The organism is Pseudovibrio sp. Ad5, from assembly GCF_001623095.1.
GTDB lineage: Bacteria > Pseudomonadota > Alphaproteobacteria > Rhizobiales > Stappiaceae > Pseudovibrio.
The window spans coordinates 24,520-43,174 of record NZ_LMCH01000002.1; the positions used below are offsets into that span (position 1 = coordinate 24,520).

15 protein-coding genes and 1 pseudogene are annotated in these 18,655 nt (G+C 50.2%); 7 read left to right on the forward strand and 9 right to left on the reverse strand.

The features are described from left to right. Positions 1 to 145: 145 nt before the first annotated feature. A complete protein-coding gene (gene adhE / locus PsAD5_RS00865; protein ID WP_063290730.1) occupies positions 146 to 2,815 on the reverse strand; it encodes a bifunctional acetaldehyde-CoA/alcohol dehydrogenase in 2,670 nt (889 codons plus the stop codon). Positions 2,816 to 3,348: 533 nt separating this feature from the next. After that, positions 3,349 to 3,987: a pseudouridine synthase gene (locus PsAD5_RS00870; protein WP_063290731.1), complete on the reverse strand. Its 639-nt coding sequence runs from the start codon at positions 3,985 to 3,987 to the stop codon at positions 3,349 to 3,351. 151 nt (positions 3,988 to 4,138) lie between these two features. Here PsAD5_RS00870 and PsAD5_RS00875 point away from each other — a divergent pair. Further along, positions 4,139 to 4,504: pseudogene (locus PsAD5_RS00875) on the forward strand (cupin domain-containing protein); the annotation flags it as partial. 182 nt (positions 4,505 to 4,686) lie between these two features. Then, positions 4,687 to 4,968, forward strand: a complete 282-nt coding sequence (locus PsAD5_RS00880) for an SCP2 sterol-binding domain-containing protein (RefSeq protein ID WP_057464754.1) — start codon at positions 4,687 to 4,689, stop codon at positions 4,966 to 4,968. 61 nt (positions 4,969 to 5,029) lie between these two features. On the opposite strand, the gene PsAD5_RS00885 is transcribed toward PsAD5_RS00880, so the two are convergent. Beyond that, positions 5,030 to 5,677: a TetR/AcrR family transcriptional regulator gene (locus PsAD5_RS00885; RefSeq protein ID WP_057464755.1), complete on the reverse strand. Its 648-nt coding sequence runs from the start codon at positions 5,675 to 5,677 to the stop codon at positions 5,030 to 5,032. A 148-nt stretch (positions 5,678 to 5,825) separates the two neighbouring features. Here PsAD5_RS00885 and PsAD5_RS00890 point away from each other — a divergent pair, with 148 nt between their 5' ends. Both PsAD5_RS00890 and PsAD5_RS00895 read left to right on the forward strand, forming a co-directional pair. Further along, a complete protein-coding gene (locus tag PsAD5_RS00890) occupies positions 5,826 to 6,581 on the forward strand; it encodes a response regulator transcription factor (protein ID WP_208860220.1) in 756 nt (251 codons plus the stop codon). Between the two features lie 253 nt (positions 6,582 to 6,834). Next, a complete protein-coding gene (locus tag PsAD5_RS00895; protein WP_063290732.1) occupies positions 6,835 to 7,587 on the forward strand; it encodes a hypothetical protein in 753 nt (250 codons plus the stop codon). Here PsAD5_RS00895 and PsAD5_RS00900 read toward each other — a convergent pair. The 6 genes from PsAD5_RS00900 to PsAD5_RS00925 form a co-directional block, all read right to left on the reverse strand. Then, a complete protein-coding gene (locus PsAD5_RS00900) occupies positions 7,573 to 7,998 on the reverse strand; it encodes a Fur family transcriptional regulator (protein ID WP_063290798.1) in 426 nt (141 codons plus the stop codon). The genes PsAD5_RS00895 and PsAD5_RS00900 overlap by 15 nt on opposite strands. A gap of 119 nt (positions 7,999 to 8,117) precedes the next feature. After that, a complete protein-coding gene (locus PsAD5_RS00905; protein ID WP_063286938.1) occupies positions 8,118 to 8,933 on the reverse strand; it encodes a metal ABC transporter permease in 816 nt (271 codons plus the stop codon). Continuing rightward, the gene (locus PsAD5_RS00910) at positions 8,926 to 9,678 is read right to left on the reverse strand and encodes an ATP-binding cassette domain-containing protein (RefSeq protein ID WP_208981713.1); all 753 of its coding nucleotides are present in this window, start codon (positions 9,676 to 9,678) and stop codon (positions 8,926 to 8,928) included. Before PsAD5_RS00910 ends, PsAD5_RS00905 begins: the two co-directional genes overlap by 8 nt. Before the next feature lie 175 nt (positions 9,679 to 9,853). Further along, complete coding sequence (gene uxuA, locus PsAD5_RS00915; RefSeq protein ID WP_063290734.1) at positions 9,854 to 11,038, reverse strand: mannonate dehydratase; 1,185 nt, start codon at positions 11,036 to 11,038, stop codon at positions 9,854 to 9,856. A gap of 42 nt (positions 11,039 to 11,080) precedes the next feature. After that, on the reverse strand, positions 11,081 to 11,863 hold the full coding sequence (locus PsAD5_RS00920) for an FCD domain-containing protein (protein ID WP_063290735.1): 783 nt from the start codon (positions 11,861 to 11,863) through the stop codon (positions 11,081 to 11,083). Positions 11,864 to 11,876: 13 nt separating this feature from the next. Continuing rightward, positions 11,877 to 13,676, reverse strand: coding sequence for a glycoside hydrolase family 2 protein (locus PsAD5_RS00925; RefSeq protein ID WP_063290736.1), 1,800 nt, complete (start codon positions 13,674 to 13,676; stop codon positions 11,877 to 11,879). Positions 13,677 to 14,331: 655 nt separating this feature from the next. Between PsAD5_RS00925 and PsAD5_RS00930 the strand changes: the two genes are divergently transcribed. Genes PsAD5_RS00930 through PsAD5_RS00940 form a run of 3 tightly spaced genes read left to right on the forward strand, consistent with a single transcriptional unit; the run spans position 14,332 to position 18,643 of the window. Beyond that, positions 14,332 to 14,856 carry a TRAP transporter small permease gene (locus PsAD5_RS00930; RefSeq protein WP_063290737.1) on the forward strand — a complete coding sequence of 175 codons (525 nt, stop codon included), beginning with the start codon at positions 14,332 to 14,334 and terminating at the stop codon, positions 14,854 to 14,856. Positions 14,857 to 14,867: 11 nt separating this feature from the next. Beyond that, complete coding sequence (locus tag PsAD5_RS00935) at positions 14,868 to 16,190, forward strand: TRAP transporter large permease (protein WP_063290738.1); 1,323 nt, start codon at positions 14,868 to 14,870, stop codon at positions 16,188 to 16,190. Between the two features lie 53 nt (positions 16,191 to 16,243). Continuing rightward, positions 16,244 to 18,643, forward strand: a complete 2,400-nt coding sequence (locus PsAD5_RS00940) for a glycoside hydrolase family 31 protein (protein ID WP_063290739.1) — start codon at positions 16,244 to 16,246, stop codon at positions 18,641 to 18,643. The last annotated feature ends 12 nt before the right edge of the window (positions 18,644 to 18,655 follow it).

Below are 18,655 nucleotides of genomic sequence, written 5' to 3' on the forward strand. Positions count from 1 at the left end.
TTATGTTAGTCCCTGAAACGCAAAAACCCCGGAGCTGGTGCCCCGGGGTCTTTTTTCGAGCCGCAATGTTTAGCTTGCAGGAATGGCGTTGGGCTTAAGCTTTCGCTTTTAAATAGCGAATTCTAATCTAAGACCTTAACTGGTCTTAGGAACGCGCTTTAGAGGCCTTTTTCGCTTTTTCCTGTGCAAGGTCTACAACATCCTCCGCGCGGCCCTCTACGTAGACGCGACCGTAATAACCATCGAGAAGGAGCTGTTTGATCTCATCGATCAGTGGGTACCGTGGGTTTGCTCCGGTGCACTGGTCATCGAATGCTTCCACAGCGACTTCGTCGAGTTTCGCCATGAACTGCTCTTCAGTGATACCCAGATCTTTAAAGCCTGCTGGGATCTCAAGAGCCTTCTTGACGCTTTCTACCCAAGCAACCAGTTTCTCTACCTTTGCTTCACGGCTGTCTCCAGCTGCTGTGAGGCCCAGATGGTCAGCAATATCGCCGTACCGGCATTTTGCCTGAGGACGCGCATACTGAGAGAATGCGGTCTGCTTGGTTGGGTTGTCATTTGAGTTGTAGCGGATCACGTTAGAGATCAGCATGGCATTGGCCAAACCGTGCGGTACGTGGAACGCTGCACCTACTTTGTGTGCGATAGAGTGGCAAACACCGAGGAAGGAGTTCGCAAATGCGATACCTGCGATGGTTGCACCGTTGTGCACTTTCTCACGTGCATTCGGGGATTCGGCACCCATTTCGTAGGATTCTACGAGGTTCTCTTTAAGCAGTTTGAGAGCCTGCAGAGCCTGACCATCAGAGTACTCGTTTGCCAGAACAGAGACGTAAGCTTCTGTTGCGTGAGTGATGGCATCAATGCCGCCAAACGCTGTCAGAGACTTCGGCATGTTCATGACAAGGTTCGCATCCACGATTGCCATGTTTGGTGTGAGTTCGTAATCCGCAATTGGGTACTTCATGCCGGTTTCGTCATCAGTCACCACCGCAAACGGGGTTACTTCAGAGCCGGTGCCAGAGGTGGTTGGGATCGCAACCATCTTGGCTTTTTCGCCCATTTTAGGGAACTTGTAGATACGCTTGCGAATGTCCATGAAGCGCAATGCCAGGTCAGCAAAGTCAACTTCCGGATGTTCGTACATGACCCACATAATCTTTGCTGCATCCATTGGAGAACCACCACCAATTGCAACAATCACATCTGGCTTGAATGCCTTACAAAGGTCAGCGCCTTTGCGCACGATGGACAGTGTTGGATCAGCCTCTACTTCGTAGAAGACATCTGTCTCCATGCCCAGGCCTTTGAGAACACGAACGGTCTCATCAGCATAGCCGTTCTTGAACAAGAACCCATCGGTTACGATCAGTGCGCGCTTTTTGCCTTCCAGATCACCCAGAGCGATTGGCAGACAGCCGCGACGGAAGTAAATGGATTCAGGCAGTTTGTGCCACAGCATGTTTTCAGCTCGCTTCGCAACGGTCTTTTTGTTGATCAGGTGCTTTGGACCTACGTTCTCACTGATGGAGTTACCACCCCAAGAGCCGCAGCCCAGTGTGAGGCTTGGTGCGAGGGAGAAGTTGTAAAGGTCACCGATACCGCCGTGGGATGCAGGAGAGTTGATGAGAATACGGGCAGTCTTCATCCGACGGCCAAATTCTTTCACACGGTCTGCGCAGCGGTCTTGATCTGTATAGAATACTGAGGTGTGACCGATGCCGCCCATGGTGACGAGCTTTTCAGCGGTGTCACATGCGTCTTCAAAGCTTTTTGCCTTGTACATTGCAAGCGTTGGAGACAGCTTTTCGTGTGCGAAGGCTTCGGCTTCACTGGCTTCTGTGACTTCACCGATCAGAATCTTGGTACCAGCAGGAACCTTTACGCCGGCCATTTCAGCAATTTTTGGTGCTGGCTGACCTACGATAGCTGCGTTGAGTCCGCCATTTTTCAGCAGCACATCTTTAACAGCCTGAAGCTCTTTGCCTTTCAGCACGTAGCCCTGGTGGCTGGAGAAGCGTTCTTTAACCTGCTCGTAGATTTCCTCGACAACAATAACAGACTGCTCAGATGCACAGATCACGCCGTTATCGAATGTTTTGGACATAAGGACAGAAGCAACAAGGCGTTTCACGTCTGCAAACTCATCAACCACAACCGGAGTGTTACCTGCGCCCACGCCGATGGCTGGTTTACCGGAAGAGTAAGCTGCCTTCACCATGCCCGGACCACCGGTTGCAAGGATCAGGTTGATCTCATCGTGTGTCATCAATGCGTTGGAGAGTTCCACTGTTGGAACGTCAATCCAGCCGATGATGTCTTTTGGCGCGCCAGCTTTGATTGCTGCATCCAGAACGATGCGAGCAGCTTCATTGGTTGCCAGCTTTGCACGAGGGTGCGGGCTGAAGATAATACCGTTGCGGGTCTTCAAAGAAATCAGTGCTTTAAAGATCGCAGTAGAGGTCGGGTTTGTGGTTGGGACAATGCCGCAGATGATGCCTGTTGGTTCTGCGATGGTGATGGTACCAAAGGTGTCATCTTCATCGAGGATACCGCAGGTCTTTTCATCCTTGTATTTGTTGTAGATGTATTCGGAAGCAAACTGGTTTTTGATAACCTTGTCTTCCATTACGCCCATTCCAGTCTCTTCAACCGCCATGCGGGAGAGTGGGATGCGAGCATCCGCAGCAGCCAAAGCCGCTGCACGGAAAATCTTATCTACCTGCTCTTGTGTGTATGTAGCGTAAGTCCGTTGCGCTTTCTTAACCCGAGCAACCAGGGCGTCTAATTCTTCGCGATTAGTGACAGGCATTCTCTTCTCCGTAGGCAAAATCCGAAGCAGAAACGTGACAAACTATCCGTACATGTCACAAAACAGCTCTAGGGAGGAAACCGCTCTTCTGTTCGACACAGGTATTATTGGGTCACATTGTACTTTAGGCGCATGACTTAAGTCAAAAATCAGAGATATATGAATAGGATGTCATAAAACTGGCAATCTGAAGGCTACTCTCAGAGACCAGAATTGCCATAATAATCAAACTTGTCACTTATTGCATAGCATTGCATACAGTTTTCACCCGTAAAATCAGTGATATTACACTTTATATTCAATGAGTTAATGCGGAGTGAGATCGCGGTTTTTACTGGGAGATAGCCAGCGATTTGCTTATAGGACAACTGCACTGTCTTATACTGTGTGAAAGTTCTTTTCCTGCAATAATTTGCTGGTAGTTTCACCTAGTGCTTGTGAATAGTGCGCTCTGGCTGCACAAAATACGATATTACCCGTATTTAATGTGACTCATTTTTACAAATTCAATGAGTCTGGCAGATATTGGCGACTTACAGATCCCAAAACGGGCAGGCAGCTGTAAAGGTATTGTATTCGCCACCGATGGGATGACGCAGCTCAAGCGTTTGCGCGTGGAGGTGCAATCGATCTGAGAACACCAGCGCCTCTCCGTCTGCGTAGAAGCGGTCTCCCACAATGACATGACCAAGCGCAAGCATATGTACGCGAAGTTGGTGAGAGCGGCCTGTGACTGGCATCAACCTTACAAGGGTCGTCGCTTCCTCTCGGCGGACAACTTCCCAACGCGTGAGTGCTGAACGGCCCTGCTCATGGTCAACCATCTGTTTTGGGCGATTGGGCCAGTCACATCGTAAAGGAAGATCAACCTCTCCCTGATCCTCAGAGACGTGCCCCCATACGCGGGCAATGTAAGTTTTTCGCGTCATGCGCTTTTCGAACTGAAGCCCGACATGACGGTGCGCGTCTTTGTTCATGGCCATCACAAGCAGACCAGAGGTATCCATATCCAACCGATGGATGGTTGTTGCTGTTGGATAGATGGATTGAGCGCGGCTTTCCAGACAGTCCCTATGCTCTTCTGCGCGACCGGGGACACTCAACAAACCACTCGGCTTGTTGAGGACCAGAAGCTGCTCATCCTGATGGACGACATCAAGGAAGGGCTCCATGGGCGGAGCGTAGATAAAGGATGGGCTCGGAGTGTTCATGGAGGGGCTTATAACGGCTTGTAATCAAACGTCAACGGATGAGCCAGTCTGTGTTGTACGAGACTGCAACAGCCCCATATAACCGTCAGCATCCTGTTTTTATGAGGTTCCTATGATTGGCAATTTTAATTCTGAATTTGATAAGATCACTGACTACTGGTCCCCTCGCGTCGTCGCTCAAGTAAACGACCAGTATGTTAAGGTCGCCAAGGTCAAAGGAGATCTCGCCTGGCACAAGCATGATGAGGAAGATGAGCTCTTCTATGTTGTGAAAGGCAGTGTCATTATTGAGTACGAAGGGGAAGCTGTTACCCTAAATGAGGGTGACTTCCATGTTGTCCCCAAAGGTAAAATGCATAACCCGGTTGCTCAAGAGGAATGCTGGATCGTGCTCATTGAGCCGGTAGCGACAAAGCACACTGGCGATGTTGTGACTGAGAAGACAAAGTCTTTGGCGGATCAGCTGGCAGAACGCCCTACTAAGGCAGCAGGGCTAATCCCGAATAAGCGGAATCTGGTGTCTTTACATTCAACGCATGCTGAATTACGCTTACGTTAACACGATGCCTGATGCGTAATACGTAGTGCGCTACTTAGAACACCTTAGGCATCTGCCCGGATTTTTCAAACACTGTAATTTAACAGATGGAGGGAACAAATATGAGCATGGACGCACTTTTGAATGACCTGAAAGGCCGCGTAGAATCCAGCGACTTTGACAGCTCAATCAAGTTTGACTGTGGTGACGAAGGTGTTCTGGTGATTGATGGCAATTCCATCTCCACCGACAACAAAGACGTTGATTGCACAATCGGCGTTACCTTTGAAGACCTTCAGTCTCTGATTGCTGGCGATCTGGATCCAACAGCGGCATTCATGCAGGGCAAGTTCACTATTGATGGTGACATGAGCGTTGCAATGAAACTTAGCCAGCTGATGTAATCTCGGCTGCTAAAAGATCGTGCATTCGGGCCACGTGCCCGGATGCCACATAGACTAAAGTCTACGCAGATTCCTGCATTCTATGCTCGATAAGTTGCTGCAAAAACATCGCCCAATGCTCGATGTAGGCCTGCTTATCTTCTTCCTTCATAAACAAACCATCTGAGCTGATCAGGCCTGTCATCATCTGACGCGAGGCTGTGATGAGCGTACGTGCGATTGTCTGACTTATTTTATTGCTATCAAAAATTGCCAGAATTCGATCGTCAGTCACTTTTGCGAAGTTGTCGAAGGTGGGTTTGATGCGGCGACGCAGCGAGTCTTCCGTTCGCGCTGCAACAAGAATTTCCACCATGGTGAGGTACTCAGGAGAGTTCGCCTGATTCGTCCACCATTTGATAGTCAGCTCAGAAATTCTGCTTTTATCCTCACCGATTTCGTTCAACCACTCCAAAGTCAACCGAACGGATTTCGCGAGCAACCTTTCCAGAACAAAGACCATCAGATCTTCTTTAGTCGGGAAATGATGCTGCAGCGCACCCTGCGAAAATCTGGTCTTTTCGGTAATTTTCTTAATAGATGCACGGTGATAGCCAAACTCGTGCAAACAGCTGATAGCCGCAAGGAGGATCTCCTTACGCATGCGGTCACTCTTCTCTGCCTGAGTAGATTTTCGCGTTTCACCGGTATCTTGAAAATTATTTTTCATGGAGCCTCACATCAACGCTTGTAAAAAAACCATATGCATGTATTTTTTTCAAGAGATAAGACGAAACACGTAGTGCATAGTTTAGGGAGGAGAAATTATGTATCGGGAGCGTCAGTCCACTGTTGGAACCCTAAGGGAGAAGGTTTCCATGCACACTGTTATTATTGGTGATCCACATCCGGCATTTTCCAGAGCACTTGCGAGTATCTACTCCAATGAGTGTCATGGCGTGAATGTACTTGTGACGAAAAGCTTTTCCGAGTTGCAGACTTGGGTAGAACTTCACCCTTCCGCAGTGGTACTTGTGAACCCTCGTATGAAGGGGGCACCAGGACTCGGCACGGCATCCGCACTGCTGGAGACCTATGAGATTTCCAGCCTTGTCATGCTGCTTGAGCAAGACAATCCGGGCCTTGCAGATTACTTCATTGCCCGCGGTGCAAGTGCAGCTGTTCCAAAGACTGCTGATTTTTCTGTCTTCAAAGCGATTTTGACCGGCGGCACTGTTGAGGTGACCACAGAATCCGAAGATGCGCAGAACGCGTTTGGTATCGACTTTTATGAAGGTCTGGCCAATCTGACACGCCGTCAGGCTACCATTTTGACTTACTTGAAAGAAGGTAAGTTGAACAAGCAAATCGCTCATGAGCTCGGAATTTCCGAAGCGACCGTGAAGCATCATGTTTCTGCACTGCTGAGCACCCTGGGCTTTTACTCCCGCTCTCAGCTAGTCGCAATGATCAATGAGCTGGGCATCAACGTGGATTATCGTGGCGGCAACCGCAAAGCAGCGCGAGCCAAGACCAATGCACGCCGCGGAGCCAATGGCTACAAAATCTCAGGCGCGGGTGCTGGTGTGACACCGTCCTCCACATTGCAGCCAACGTATGTTGCAGCTCCTTAAACGGAACTGACACACCTGTGGCGAGATTACCGCTCCCTCGCCGCAGTTTATTCTCCTTCCTTTTACGGGTGTTACAGCAACGACCAGTCCAACAGGTGGCGTTGCTGTAGCGCTCTTGCCACAGCAAAAAAATAGTTTTTCCAGTTTAACTGTTTGCGCCCTACACGCACTTGCCGTAGCGTCAACTTTTCCTCATTATTGATTTTGTAGGCTCCCAAGGCCCGGCTTCAATCTTTCAGAGGACTAGAAAACTGTGCAGCCAAGCGATTTTGCCAGTTTGAGCGACCTTGAGGTCATTTGGAGCGATCATGGCGGTATATGTCCGATCCCCACGCGCACCCTTGTTGCTTCTGATTTGCTCTTAAGCATCGGTCCCTCACCGGACAGAGAGTTTGACCAGACGTTTCAACGTATTTCTAGTGCACTTGTGCTTGCCTATGGAGATCCGCTCTATAATGGTGGGCTCCGCATTATAGACGAAGCTGTCGCGCCTGAGCAGAACCCGTTGAACCTTGTGTTTTCATCCAAACATCCAGGCCACTTCAACACGGTTAGCCATGAAGCCTTCTATAACAACGAAAATGCGCTGTATGTTCCGTTTCGCAATTGGAGCGAGGTACATCCAGAGGACGACATTGAAAGTCTGTTTGGGGATTACTCACCCGGCATCTTTCTGAGATACGTGGTGAGTGAACGTACACGCTCGTTCCCGGATATCCTTGCAAGACTTGCAGAACGAGCTACTGGATTACAGGTATGTAGTAAGAACCGATCCCTGCTGTTTTCCAGCCTCTCCGAACTTCGACGAAAACTTCCAAGTGATCTTATTCTTGTCGATGGCAGCGGGTTTGGCGGCCAACCAACGTCGCGCCAACAGAAGAAGCCTTTGCTTTACACGACAAATTGGATTTCGCGAGAACTGATCGAACCTTCAGAACTGCACCACACAGAGAGTGATGTACCCAGCCTCTTTGATCTACGGCGTAGGTTCTCACTCAGTTCCTGAGGAGCTTTCCAACTTTTCTTGGCAGGATGCACAGGTGCCTTTAATCTCGATGGAAGTTGATTTGGCATCAAAACCATTCGCGCTTGCCCAACCGCTCAGAATTTCCGCGACATCATTGTCAGCAAATTCCAGCGCTTTGCCACAAGCTTCACAAATCGCAAAGCCAACCATCTCTACAGAATGACATGAGGGATGTGCACACGCGACAAAAGCGTTCATGCTTTCAAGGCGATGGATCAGACCCAGTCCGATGAGCTTGTCCAGAGCACGGTAGACCTGCAATGGTGCGCGAAGTCCCTCAGAGCGAAGTTGATCCAGAATGGAGTACGCGCTCATAGGTGCATCTGAAGCGCACAGCAAGTCCAGAACCAGACGCTGATTTTTAGTGAGCTTCACTTCTGCAGTTGCCATTGCCACTTCTTTCACTCCAAAGCTTGTTGCGTTCCTATGCATTCACGCATCAAGCCCGAACACTTTGTTCTCAAGCGTCTTCCTATCCAAAAACCGGAACCACTTTTCGGGAATACGCTCTACTGCCCTCGCTCCTTTCCCAATACTCTGTTTATGAGCCGGGATGCAAACAATGAAAGCAAAAATAAGCACAGGCTGGCCACTACGATGGATGGACCGGACGCGCTGTCAAACTGTAGTGAGCCTTCCAGACCAAGAATAACACTCGCCACACCGATGATAGATGAGGCAACGGCCATTTGCTCCGGTGTTCTAGCAAACCAGCGCGCTGTCGCTGCTGGAATAATCAGAAGCGCTGTGATCAACAAAACACCGACGATCTTCATAGCAATGGCGATGATTGCTGCCATCATGACCATGAAAACGAGCTGTGTCAGGTCTGGATTGAAACCTTCAGCTTCCGCCAGTTCCCGATTGACCGTGGACGCCAGCAATGGGCGCCAGAGAAAGTACATCAAACCGAGAATAACTGCGGCGCAGGCGTAAATTGCAATGACGTCCTCATTGCCAACAGCGAGGATATCCCCAAACAGCAAAGAGAGCAGATCAAAACGCACTGAGCTCATGAACGCAATCAGGACCATGCCGAGTGCAAGGGCCGAATGCGATAGTAACCCCAGCAAAGCATCCGTTGAGAGCGCCCCCCGTTTTTGCAAGATGAGCAAACACAAGGAGACCGTTACTGTCACACCCAGTACGCCTACCATGAGATTGATGTTCAACAGGAAGGCAAGCGCAACGCCAAGAAGCGCTGAGTGGGACATGGTATCGCCGAAATAAGCCATCCGACGCCAGACGACGAAGCAGCCGAGTGGTCCGCTGACAAGCGCAAGTCCAATCCCGGCCAACATGGCTCTTAGAATAAAATCATCCATGATCGCAGCAGTCTCCAGAATCCCCTTTGGATGGAACGATTGTTCCGTCGGCCTTGTGGCTGTGGTCGTGATGATGGTGGTAGATCGCCAGAGACTGTGAGGCAGCATCCCCGAAGAGCTGCTTGTAGGCATCAGAGGCTGCCACATGTTCTGGTGCACCGCTGCAGCACACATGGCCGTTAAGGCAAACCACTGTATCTGTCTGCGCCATCACCACGTGCAAGTCGTGCGAAATGAGCAGGATACCGCAGTTCAGCTCCTCACGAATTTGGAGGATCAGATTGTAAAGAGCTATCTCACCGGAATAGTCGACACCCTGTACTGGCTCATCCAGAACGAGAAGGTCTGGCGTGCGCAGGATCGCTCTTGCCAACAGTGCTCTTTGATATTCACCACCCGAAAGCTGCTGTACATTGGCATCGATGAGATGCGAGATGCCCGTTTTCTCCAACACCTTATCAATCTCAGTCTTGGACGGTTTGGCGGTCAGGCTCATCAAGCGACCGACAGTCAAAGGCATTGTCCAGTCCACGGCAAGCTTTTGAGGGACATAGCCGACTTTGAGATTAGGTTTGCACTTGATCTTTCCGGCATCCGCTTTCAACACGCCTAACGCGGTTTTTGCGGTCGTGCTTTTGCCAGCTCCATTCGGCCCGATGAGGGTTACAATCTCACCAGCTTTCACACTCAGAGTCACATTCTGGATCAACCAACGGCCTTGCCGTTTGATCCCAACTCCATCCATCTCAATCAATTGCACAATAGGCACCTCAACTCACCATGGGCAGCACCACGAAGGGGATGGCTTTTATATGTTATGTAATAATATTACACAAATAAAATATTCGTTGATTTCACAGTGAGTAAAAAAAGCCGGAGCAATGCCCCGGCTTGTTGATGTTTGATTTTGCGAATTTAGTTTATGCAGGTTCGCGCATCGCTCGTATTGCTGTTTCAACACCGCGTAACTCTGCAAGGCCACGCAAACGACCCACTGCTGGATAACCCGGTGCAGATTTCATTTGCAGGTCTGAGAGCATGGCATGGCCGTGGTCTGGACGGAACGGGATCAGATCATCAGAGCCAGCTGCTTTCCTACGCTCTTCTTCATCCACCAAGGCTGAGATTACACCAACCATATCAACGTCGCCGGTCAGATGGTCCGCCTCATGGAAGGACAGTGGATTGTCTTCGCGTTTGGTGGCCCGCAGGTGGACGAAATGGATGCGCTTGGCGTAGCGCTGCACAATGCCTACAAGATCATTATCAGCCCGAACACCCAGAGAGCCAGTGCAGAATGTAAAGCCGTTTTCAGGTACATCGACTGCCTTCGAAATATATTCATAATCAGATTCAGTTGAGCATACCCGTGGTAAGCCCAGCAGAGGGCGCGGAGGATCATCCGGGTGGATTGCCATCACCGCTCCAGTTTCTGCGCACACTGGAATGACTTCTTTGAGGAACAGTGCCAGATGCTCTCTGAGCTTATCTGCATCAATGCCGTTGTAGCGCTCCAGGTGAGCGCGAATATCTGCAACCGTGTAGGATTCTTCCGAACCTGGAAGGCCGGCCAGGATCGTTCTAACCAATCCGTCTTTATCTTCCTGAGACATCGCCTCGAAGACAGCGGTTGCGCGCGCAACTTCTTCTGCAGAGTATTCTTCTTTAGCGTTCGGGCGCTCGAGAATGAAGATATCGAAGGCTGTGAAGACATCTGCATCAAAGCGAAGACAGGTCGCGCCTGTTTCCAGTTCGTAGGTCAAATCTGTACGTGTCCAGTCCAGTACAGGCATGAAGTTGTAGCAGATCTTGGTGATGCCGCAGGCCACCAGATTACGGATGGATTGCTTATAGGTCTCGATATACTTTTCGAAATCCCCAGTGCGCGTTTTTATATGCTCATGGACCGGAACACTTTCGACGACAGACCAGACAAGACCGGCAGCTTCAATCTCGTCTTTGCGCTTTTGAATTTCTTCAACTGACCACACTACGCCATTCGGGATATGATGGAGAGCGGTGACAATGCCCGTTGCCCCTGCCTGCCGAACATCTTTGAGAGTGACCGGATCATGTGGGCCATACCAGCGCCAAGTCTGTTCCATGTTTAGCTCTTTGCTTTTCAAATTTTGGGGCCAAGGCCCGGTTTAACATTTCACTTCGGTTATTTTTTTGAGATCATTCACCGCGGCCAGCGGATCGGTATCAAACAGGTATGCGTCAAATGCAGGATCATCGACATCTGAAAGCTCCAACAGTGTCATGCGCACATTCTCCAGATGCTGCCACATGGCTTGTCGGGCCATTTGCGGATCCCGGCATTGCAGCGCCGACAGGATTGCCTGGTGATCATCCAGCCACTTAATCTGATAGCCTTGGTCAAAGATGCGCTGATGCAGCTGCTCCCACATGCGGGAACGCTTGCGCAATGTCCAAAGGTGCTCAACAGATTCGGTCAACACGGAGTTCTGGCTCGCCTGCGCAACCAGTCGATGGAACTCTTCATCAGCCTTGTGGCTTCCAGAACCGGATTCGATCTCAACCCGCTCCTTTGCCAGAGTCTCGCGCATCTGCATCACATCAGCTTTGGTTGCCATTGTTGCCGCAAATGCTGCGATGTTGCTTTCCAGCAGCTGGCGAGCCTGCAGCAGCTCAAACGGCCCGATGTCCTGTTCCAATGAACTATCTGGTGTCACATCACCCGGGAGACGAAGAACATAAGTACCCGAGCCTTTGCGCACATCAACGAGGCCCTGCACTTCGAGCATGATCATCGCGTCTCTTACCAATGACCGACTGACGCCCAGATCTTCAGAAATCTTGCGCTCTGTGGGGAGCTTGTCACCAATTGCAAAAGTACCATTCGCCAAATCGCGAACCAGCTCTTCTGCTACATCCTGATAACGTCTTCTGTTCGAGTCTAATGTCATGGTGCAATCCAGATCAGTTTTTCGCTTTCAGCTCTGCATAAAAATCTGCAAGAAGTTTGAAGGCTGTTTTCTTTGTTTTCTTGTCTGAGGCGATCAAGCCTTTGCGGTTCCAGCCTTGCTGGAACATATTCTGTCGACGTTCGACACGGAAATCATAGAGAATCCATGGTGAAATGCCCTTTACGAATTCTCGCTGGCGTAAGGTGGCAATCTGCTTGCGGTAAACCTCAGCCATGTAACTCTCACTGAAGAAGCCCTTCTCCAGCTTTCCCTCACCGATGTAACCATCCGCACCAGTTTCAGAGATGACGACAGGTTTGCCCGGTTCTGAGTTGTCCAGAAAATCGATCAGGTCGTCAAAATTCTCCTCATACCAGCCATAGTACTCGTTGATGCCGATCACATTGATATGCTGGATCAGGCGATCCTCGATACGGTTCTTGGTGTGGTTCACGAGACACGCAGCAGAAGTCAGACGTGTCGGGTCCATCTCTTTTGCAGTATCAACCAGATGCTTCATGAACGAGAGGCGCTCGTCAGTGTCTGGGTTCTCATTGCCAACAGACCAGATGACGACTGATGCTCTGTTGCGATCACGCTTGATCAGCTCCTGAAGCTGGTTGCGAGCGTCTTTCAGGGTATCCGGGTTCTTGAAGTCGATTGCCCAGTAAACGGGTATCTCTTCCCAAAGAAGAATGCCTTCACGATCTGCCATTTTTGCGGCGCGTTCATCATGCGGATAATGGGCGAACCGCATGAAATTGCAGTTCAGCTCCTTGGCATGTCGGAACCGTTGCTCCAGATCCTCATCACGCAAGACTTTGCCGGTGAACTCGTCATCCTCGTGCACGGAGATGCCTCGGAAAAAGATTGGCTTGCCATTGAGCAGAACGTCCGTTCCGACTTGATCTATCTGACGGAACCCGATCATGTCTTCGACACGATCTTCTCCAACAGAAGCGATTGCCTGATAGAGGCGCGGGTGTTCTGGTGACCACAGCTCTGGTTTTGATGGAATAATCAGTTTTCCGAAGCCGTCTTTGTCAACGGGAACCTCAGTCTTGATGCCCAGTTCTTTGAACTCGACTGTAACGGATGCCCTGCCCGGACCGCTGACTTGCAGCTCAACCGCGATTTTATCGTAGGAGCTGTCGGGGACTAGGTAGACGAAGAAATCTGAAATGAATGTTTTCGGGGTTCTATAGAGTTCAACATCCCGATAGATGCCACCGTAGTTGAACCAGTCTGTGTTGCGCATTGGCACACGGTCGAGGGTGCGGGTGTTGTTCACGCACAGCATCAACCAATTACGACCCAGTTTTGCGTGTTTGGTGAGCTCGACATTGAAGGGAGTGGATCCGCCGTAGTGGTTGCCGAGAAACTCGCCATTCAGGAACACCTTACAGTCGTATTGAGCCGCCCCTACTCTGAGGAAAAGGCGTTCGTCTTCCCGCGCCTCTTCCAGATCCAGTGAGCGGGTGTACCACGCACTGCCTTCAAAGAAGTACCATTTGTCCTTGAGCATGGACCAGCACGAAGGGACTGGAACGGTTTCGCCTGCATAAGGGTCGTAATCGTAAGGCTCAGTCTTATCTTCCGGCGCTTCTGGAGTGAAAGAGAACCATTTCTGGCGCAGGCCGGTGTCCAGCAGGTCGACGCAGAAGTTCCATTCTCCGTTTAGCGCCTCAGCTTTACGGCCGCCCGTGAAAATCAGCGTGCTGCTGTTCAGATTCTGCTTATTGAAAGGAACGTCATAGTCCTCATCATGCAAGCAAGCCAGGCCGTTATCGGCACCTTCCATCCGCTCAAGCATCACTGATCCTCGTTGATCAATATTGGTTTCGTCGTTGTTGGGACATCCGTCCAAGTTGGTCGACCTATTTTTGTGTATTTGAGAAAATCAGGCGAACGTGCCATTGATCTGAAAATCATCACACCGGAACCTCTGTACACTCAAAGAGCCTCATCATTCCGAAATGTATGTATCAAACCAACAATCCAAACTCTCAAGCTGCTGTTATAAATAGTTTAAATAGCTGATTGAGAGTTTCTTCCCCTTCCCTTTGCCTCAGAATACATCTTTCAGCACGCTACCATTGGTTGGCGTTGCTCCCGTCTCTACATCTTCCTTTAAAAACAAGAGGTCAGAGCAATTCCGCTGATACCGTTGAATTGTGGAGAAAGGAGATCAACCAAACCTCTCTCCACACATGTCACATTTGTACAAAACTGCGACATTGTCAAACCATTTTATCATATTGGTTGACCAATAATCAAAAATCAGCAATTAATTGGAGGAGAGGTAATTTAATTGGATTCATTGGATATCCGTAGATTTGCAGATCTCCAACTGAAACCCTCTCACGAATTCAAGATCTCCTGAACAACCCCTCAGGAGAAATTGGTCGCCCACTGTAGATTCTTTCTGCATACTGAGCCCGCGCCTTCACCTAGATTAGGGAAATAAAATGCAAGCGCTGACCAAAATAGTTAACACGATCCTCAAGGCCGTCACGGTGTCGGTTTTTGTCGTGCTCGTGGTGTGTGTGGTTTGGCAGGTTTTTTCGAGATATGTTCTTGGCACGCCAAGCACCGTGACCGATGAACTTGCTCGTTTCATGTTTATGTGGATCGGCCTGATTGGTGCGGCCTATACGCTTGGAATGCGAAGACACCTGGCAATTGATCTTTTAACCGGCTCACTGGTCGGCAATCGGAAATTGTTTTCAGATTACTTCATCATTCTGGCGATCGCGTTCTTCTCAGGTGTTGTCATGCTTTACGGCGGTGGACAACTGGTCCTGAAGACACTCGCCAACGGGCAGGTCTCGCCCGCTCTTCGCGTTCCAATGGGCTACATCTACGCAGCTATTCCGTTCTCTGGCGGCATCATGCTGTTCTACTGCATTGAGTTTTTCATTGGTCTCGTCAATGGCACGGGTACAGGTCCAAACGACCAGATGCCTGACGCCACTGATCCTGCTGCAAAATAAGAGTAAGTCTGATGGAATTTTTAAGTAGTGAGCTTCAAAGCGGTCTTATTCTGTTTGGTGTGTTTGGCATTCTCGTTACACTCGGCGTGCCGATCTCCTTTGCAATCGGGTTGGCGGCAACAGCAACAATCACCTTTCTGATCTCTTTTGATCAGGCCCTTTTTGTTGTTTCACAGAAGATGGCGAGTGGTCTGGACAGCTTTACGCTGTTGGCGATCCCCTTCTTCATTCTCGCTGGCAACATCATGAACTCTGGCGGTATCGCACGCCGCTTGATTGAGCTGGCCAAGATTGTTGGCGGACGTTTGCCGGGGGCTTTGGCACACGTCAACGTTCTGGCAAATATGCTGTTTGGCTCCATTTCGGGCTCTGCTGTAGCCTCTGCTGCTGCAATCGGTGGCATCATGTCTCCGCTACAGCGCAAAGAAGGCTATGACCCTGCCTTTTCTGCTGCGGTGAATGCAGCCTCCTGCCCAACTGGCATGCTGATCCCACCTTCCTCAACGCTGATCGTTTACTCTCTGATCTCTGGCGGCACATCCGTGGCAACGCTGTTCGTTGCCGGATACTTGCCAGGTATCCTGATGGGTCTTGGTGTGATGGTTGTGGCTGGTATCGTTGCTGCGAAACGTGGCTATCCACTGATCCCGCTGCCAAGTTTCAAAGAGATCCTCTTCAAAATCGCTGATGCTTTCCTGCCGTTGTTGCTCATCTTCATCATCATGGGTGGAATCATTGGTGGTGTCTTTACTGCCACAGAAGCTTCTGCTGTGGCAGTGGTTTACACCTTGCTACTGGCGGTTGGCATTTACCGCGAAGTGACGGTCACTGATCTACCCACCATCATTCTTGAGAGTGCCATTACCAGTTCCATCGTGCTGCTTCTGATTGGTTGTTCTATCGGCATGTCCTGGGCCATGACATTCTCTGACATTCCATACGCAATTGGTGAAGCACTGGCGAATGTCTCAGAAAACCCATTCATCATCATGCTGGTGATCAACATCTGCCTGCTGGTAATTGGCACCTTTATGGACATGACCCCTGCGCTGCTGATCTTCACACCAATCTTCCTGCCTGTCGCGACTGAGCTTGGCATGGATCCTGTGCACTTCGGTATTATGATGACCTACAACCTGTGCATCGGCATCATTACGCCGCCAGTGGGCAGTGCGTTGTTCATCAGTTGCTCTGTAGGCAAAGTTGCTATTCAGGATCTGATCAAACCAATGCTGCCATTCTATGCAGCGGTGATTTCCATCCTGATGCTGGTGACTTTCATTCCAGAAATCAGCCTGTTCCTGCCGCGCGTCATTCTTGGTTACGGCGGATAACAGACAGACACTTTGCAACCATAACAACACCCAACAAAACTGGTTGAAGCATAATGAAAACGCTAGGTAAGTGGTCCTACATCGAGACCGAACAGAACCGGGTTGACCTGCTTGTAGATAACAAGCATCTGCTTTCTCTGTTCGTTCTTGAAGACAAGCTTGTTCGGGTTCTTTTGCGCAAGAATGGTGAGTTCCGGCAAGGACGAACATGGTCCATCACTCCGGCAGAAACACCGGTACCGCTTGAAGGCCGGTCTCGTCTTTCTGTCGAAGGCTTTTCGCTGCCAGAGTTTAAGCAAGAGCTTGCAGAGGACACACTTACACTGGAGACGTGGGCTTTACGCGTCTGCGTGAAAACGCCGCTTCAGATAATCTGGGAGGCAAAAAGCGAAGACGGGTCATACCAGGTTATCGCCAGCGAACGGCCTACAGGCGCTTATATGCTAGGCGTCAAAGACCACAAGAACTCGCATTTCTTCAGCCAATCTGCAGATGACCGGATTTATGGCCTCGGTGAAAAAGCTGGCAATCTGCTGCGCAATGGTCGCCGCTACGAAATGCGTAATCTGGATGCGATGGGGTATGATGCAGAGACCACCGACCCACTTTACAAGCATCTGCCGTTTACGCTGACACGCACCGGTTCTGGCGTCTCTTATGGGGTGTTCTACGACAATCTTGCGAGCTGCTGGTTTGATCTTGGCAATGAGATCGACAACTATCATCAGCCTTACAGATCATACCGTGCTGAAGACGGAGATCTGGACTATTATTTTATGCTCGGCCCTTCCCTACTGGAGGTGACCAAGACGCAGGTTTGGCTGACTGGCAAGCATATCTTCCCGCCGAAATGGAGCCTCGGGTATTCCGGCTCGACCATGTATTACACCGATGCGGAGAATGCGCAGGAACAGTTGGAAGGCTTTGTTGATCTGATCAAAGAGCACGCCATTCCTTGCGATAGTTTCCAGCTCTCCTCCGGTTACACATCGATTGGCTCCAAACGCTATGTGTTCAACTGGAACTACGAGAAATGTCCTGATCCAAAGGCCATGACCTCAAAGTTTCTGGATGCTGGCGTTCATCTCGCTGCGAACATCAAGCCATGTCTACTACAGGACCATCCTATGTATGGTGATGTGGCAGCGAAAGGCCTGTTCATTCAAGACAGTGAGGTTGATCAGCCAGAGCGGTCTCTGTTCTGGGATGATGAAGGTTCTCACCTCGACTTCACCAATCCGGATACTGTGAGTTGGTGGAAAGCCAACGTCACCGAGCAGTTGCTTGAGCGCGGTATCGGTTCTACCTGGAACGACAACAACGAGTATGAGATCTGGGATTTCTCTGCTCGCTGTCAGGGGTTTGGTGAAGAGATTGACGTCGGGCTCATTCGTCCGCTTCATTCTTTCCTGATGATGCGTGCCTCTTATGAAGCACAGGTGGAGTATGCATCGGAAGAGCGCCCTTATCTTATCTCTCGCAGTGGCTGTCCCGGCTTGCAACGCTATGTACAGACGTGGACTGGTGATAACCGAACTGGCTGGAACAACCTGAAATACAACATCAAGATGGGTCTCGGGCTGTCGATGTCAGGTATCTACAATGTCGGCCACGATGTGGGCGGCTTCTCTGGTGCTCGTCCTGATCCTGAGTTGTTTGTACGCTGGGTTCAAAATGGCGTCATGCATCCGCGTTTCACGATCCATTCGTGGAATGATGATGCAACGGTCAATGAAGCCTGGATGTATCCGGAAGTTACGCCCCTCATCCGCAATGCCATCCAACTGCGTCAGCATCTGATGCCGTATTTCTACACCATGCTGCACGACATGCATGTGATGGATGAGCCGCTTTTGCGCCCAACATTCCTTGATCACGAAGGAGACGCGCGCACCTTTGCGGAGACGGATGATTGTCTGCTCGGCAAGGACCTGTTGGTTGCTTCTGTGGTTGAGCAAGGAGCGACAATACGTGAGGTTTATCTGCCAGATAATGGCGATGGCTGGTACGAATTCGATACAGGCGCGTATCACAAGAGCGGACAGACCATCGTTGTTGATGCACCTTTGGAACGCCTCCCCCTGTTCGTGCGTGCTGGTACCGTCATTCCGCTTGCTAACCCAACAGCTAAAAACACCACTGAGTGCCATCTTGAAGCCCTGGCGATCTTCCCGTTCCAAGGCGCCGGAAAGCGAGAGCTTGCTGTTTTTGAAGATGATGGCATCAGCCATAAATGGCTCGATGGCACGCACAGCACCTTGCATATGGTTCTTTCCAGCAGTTCCAACGAGCAAATTTTAACTTTGTGCCGCAGCGGTTCACTTGAGATTGATGGACGAGAACTTTCCGTTTTCATCAAAGGCCGCTCACCGAATGGTCTTGTTCCGACTGTGGTCGTGAACGGACAAAAGGTTTCGGATGACACTCACACTTTCTCACTCAATGAGCTTTGATAAGGTCCACCT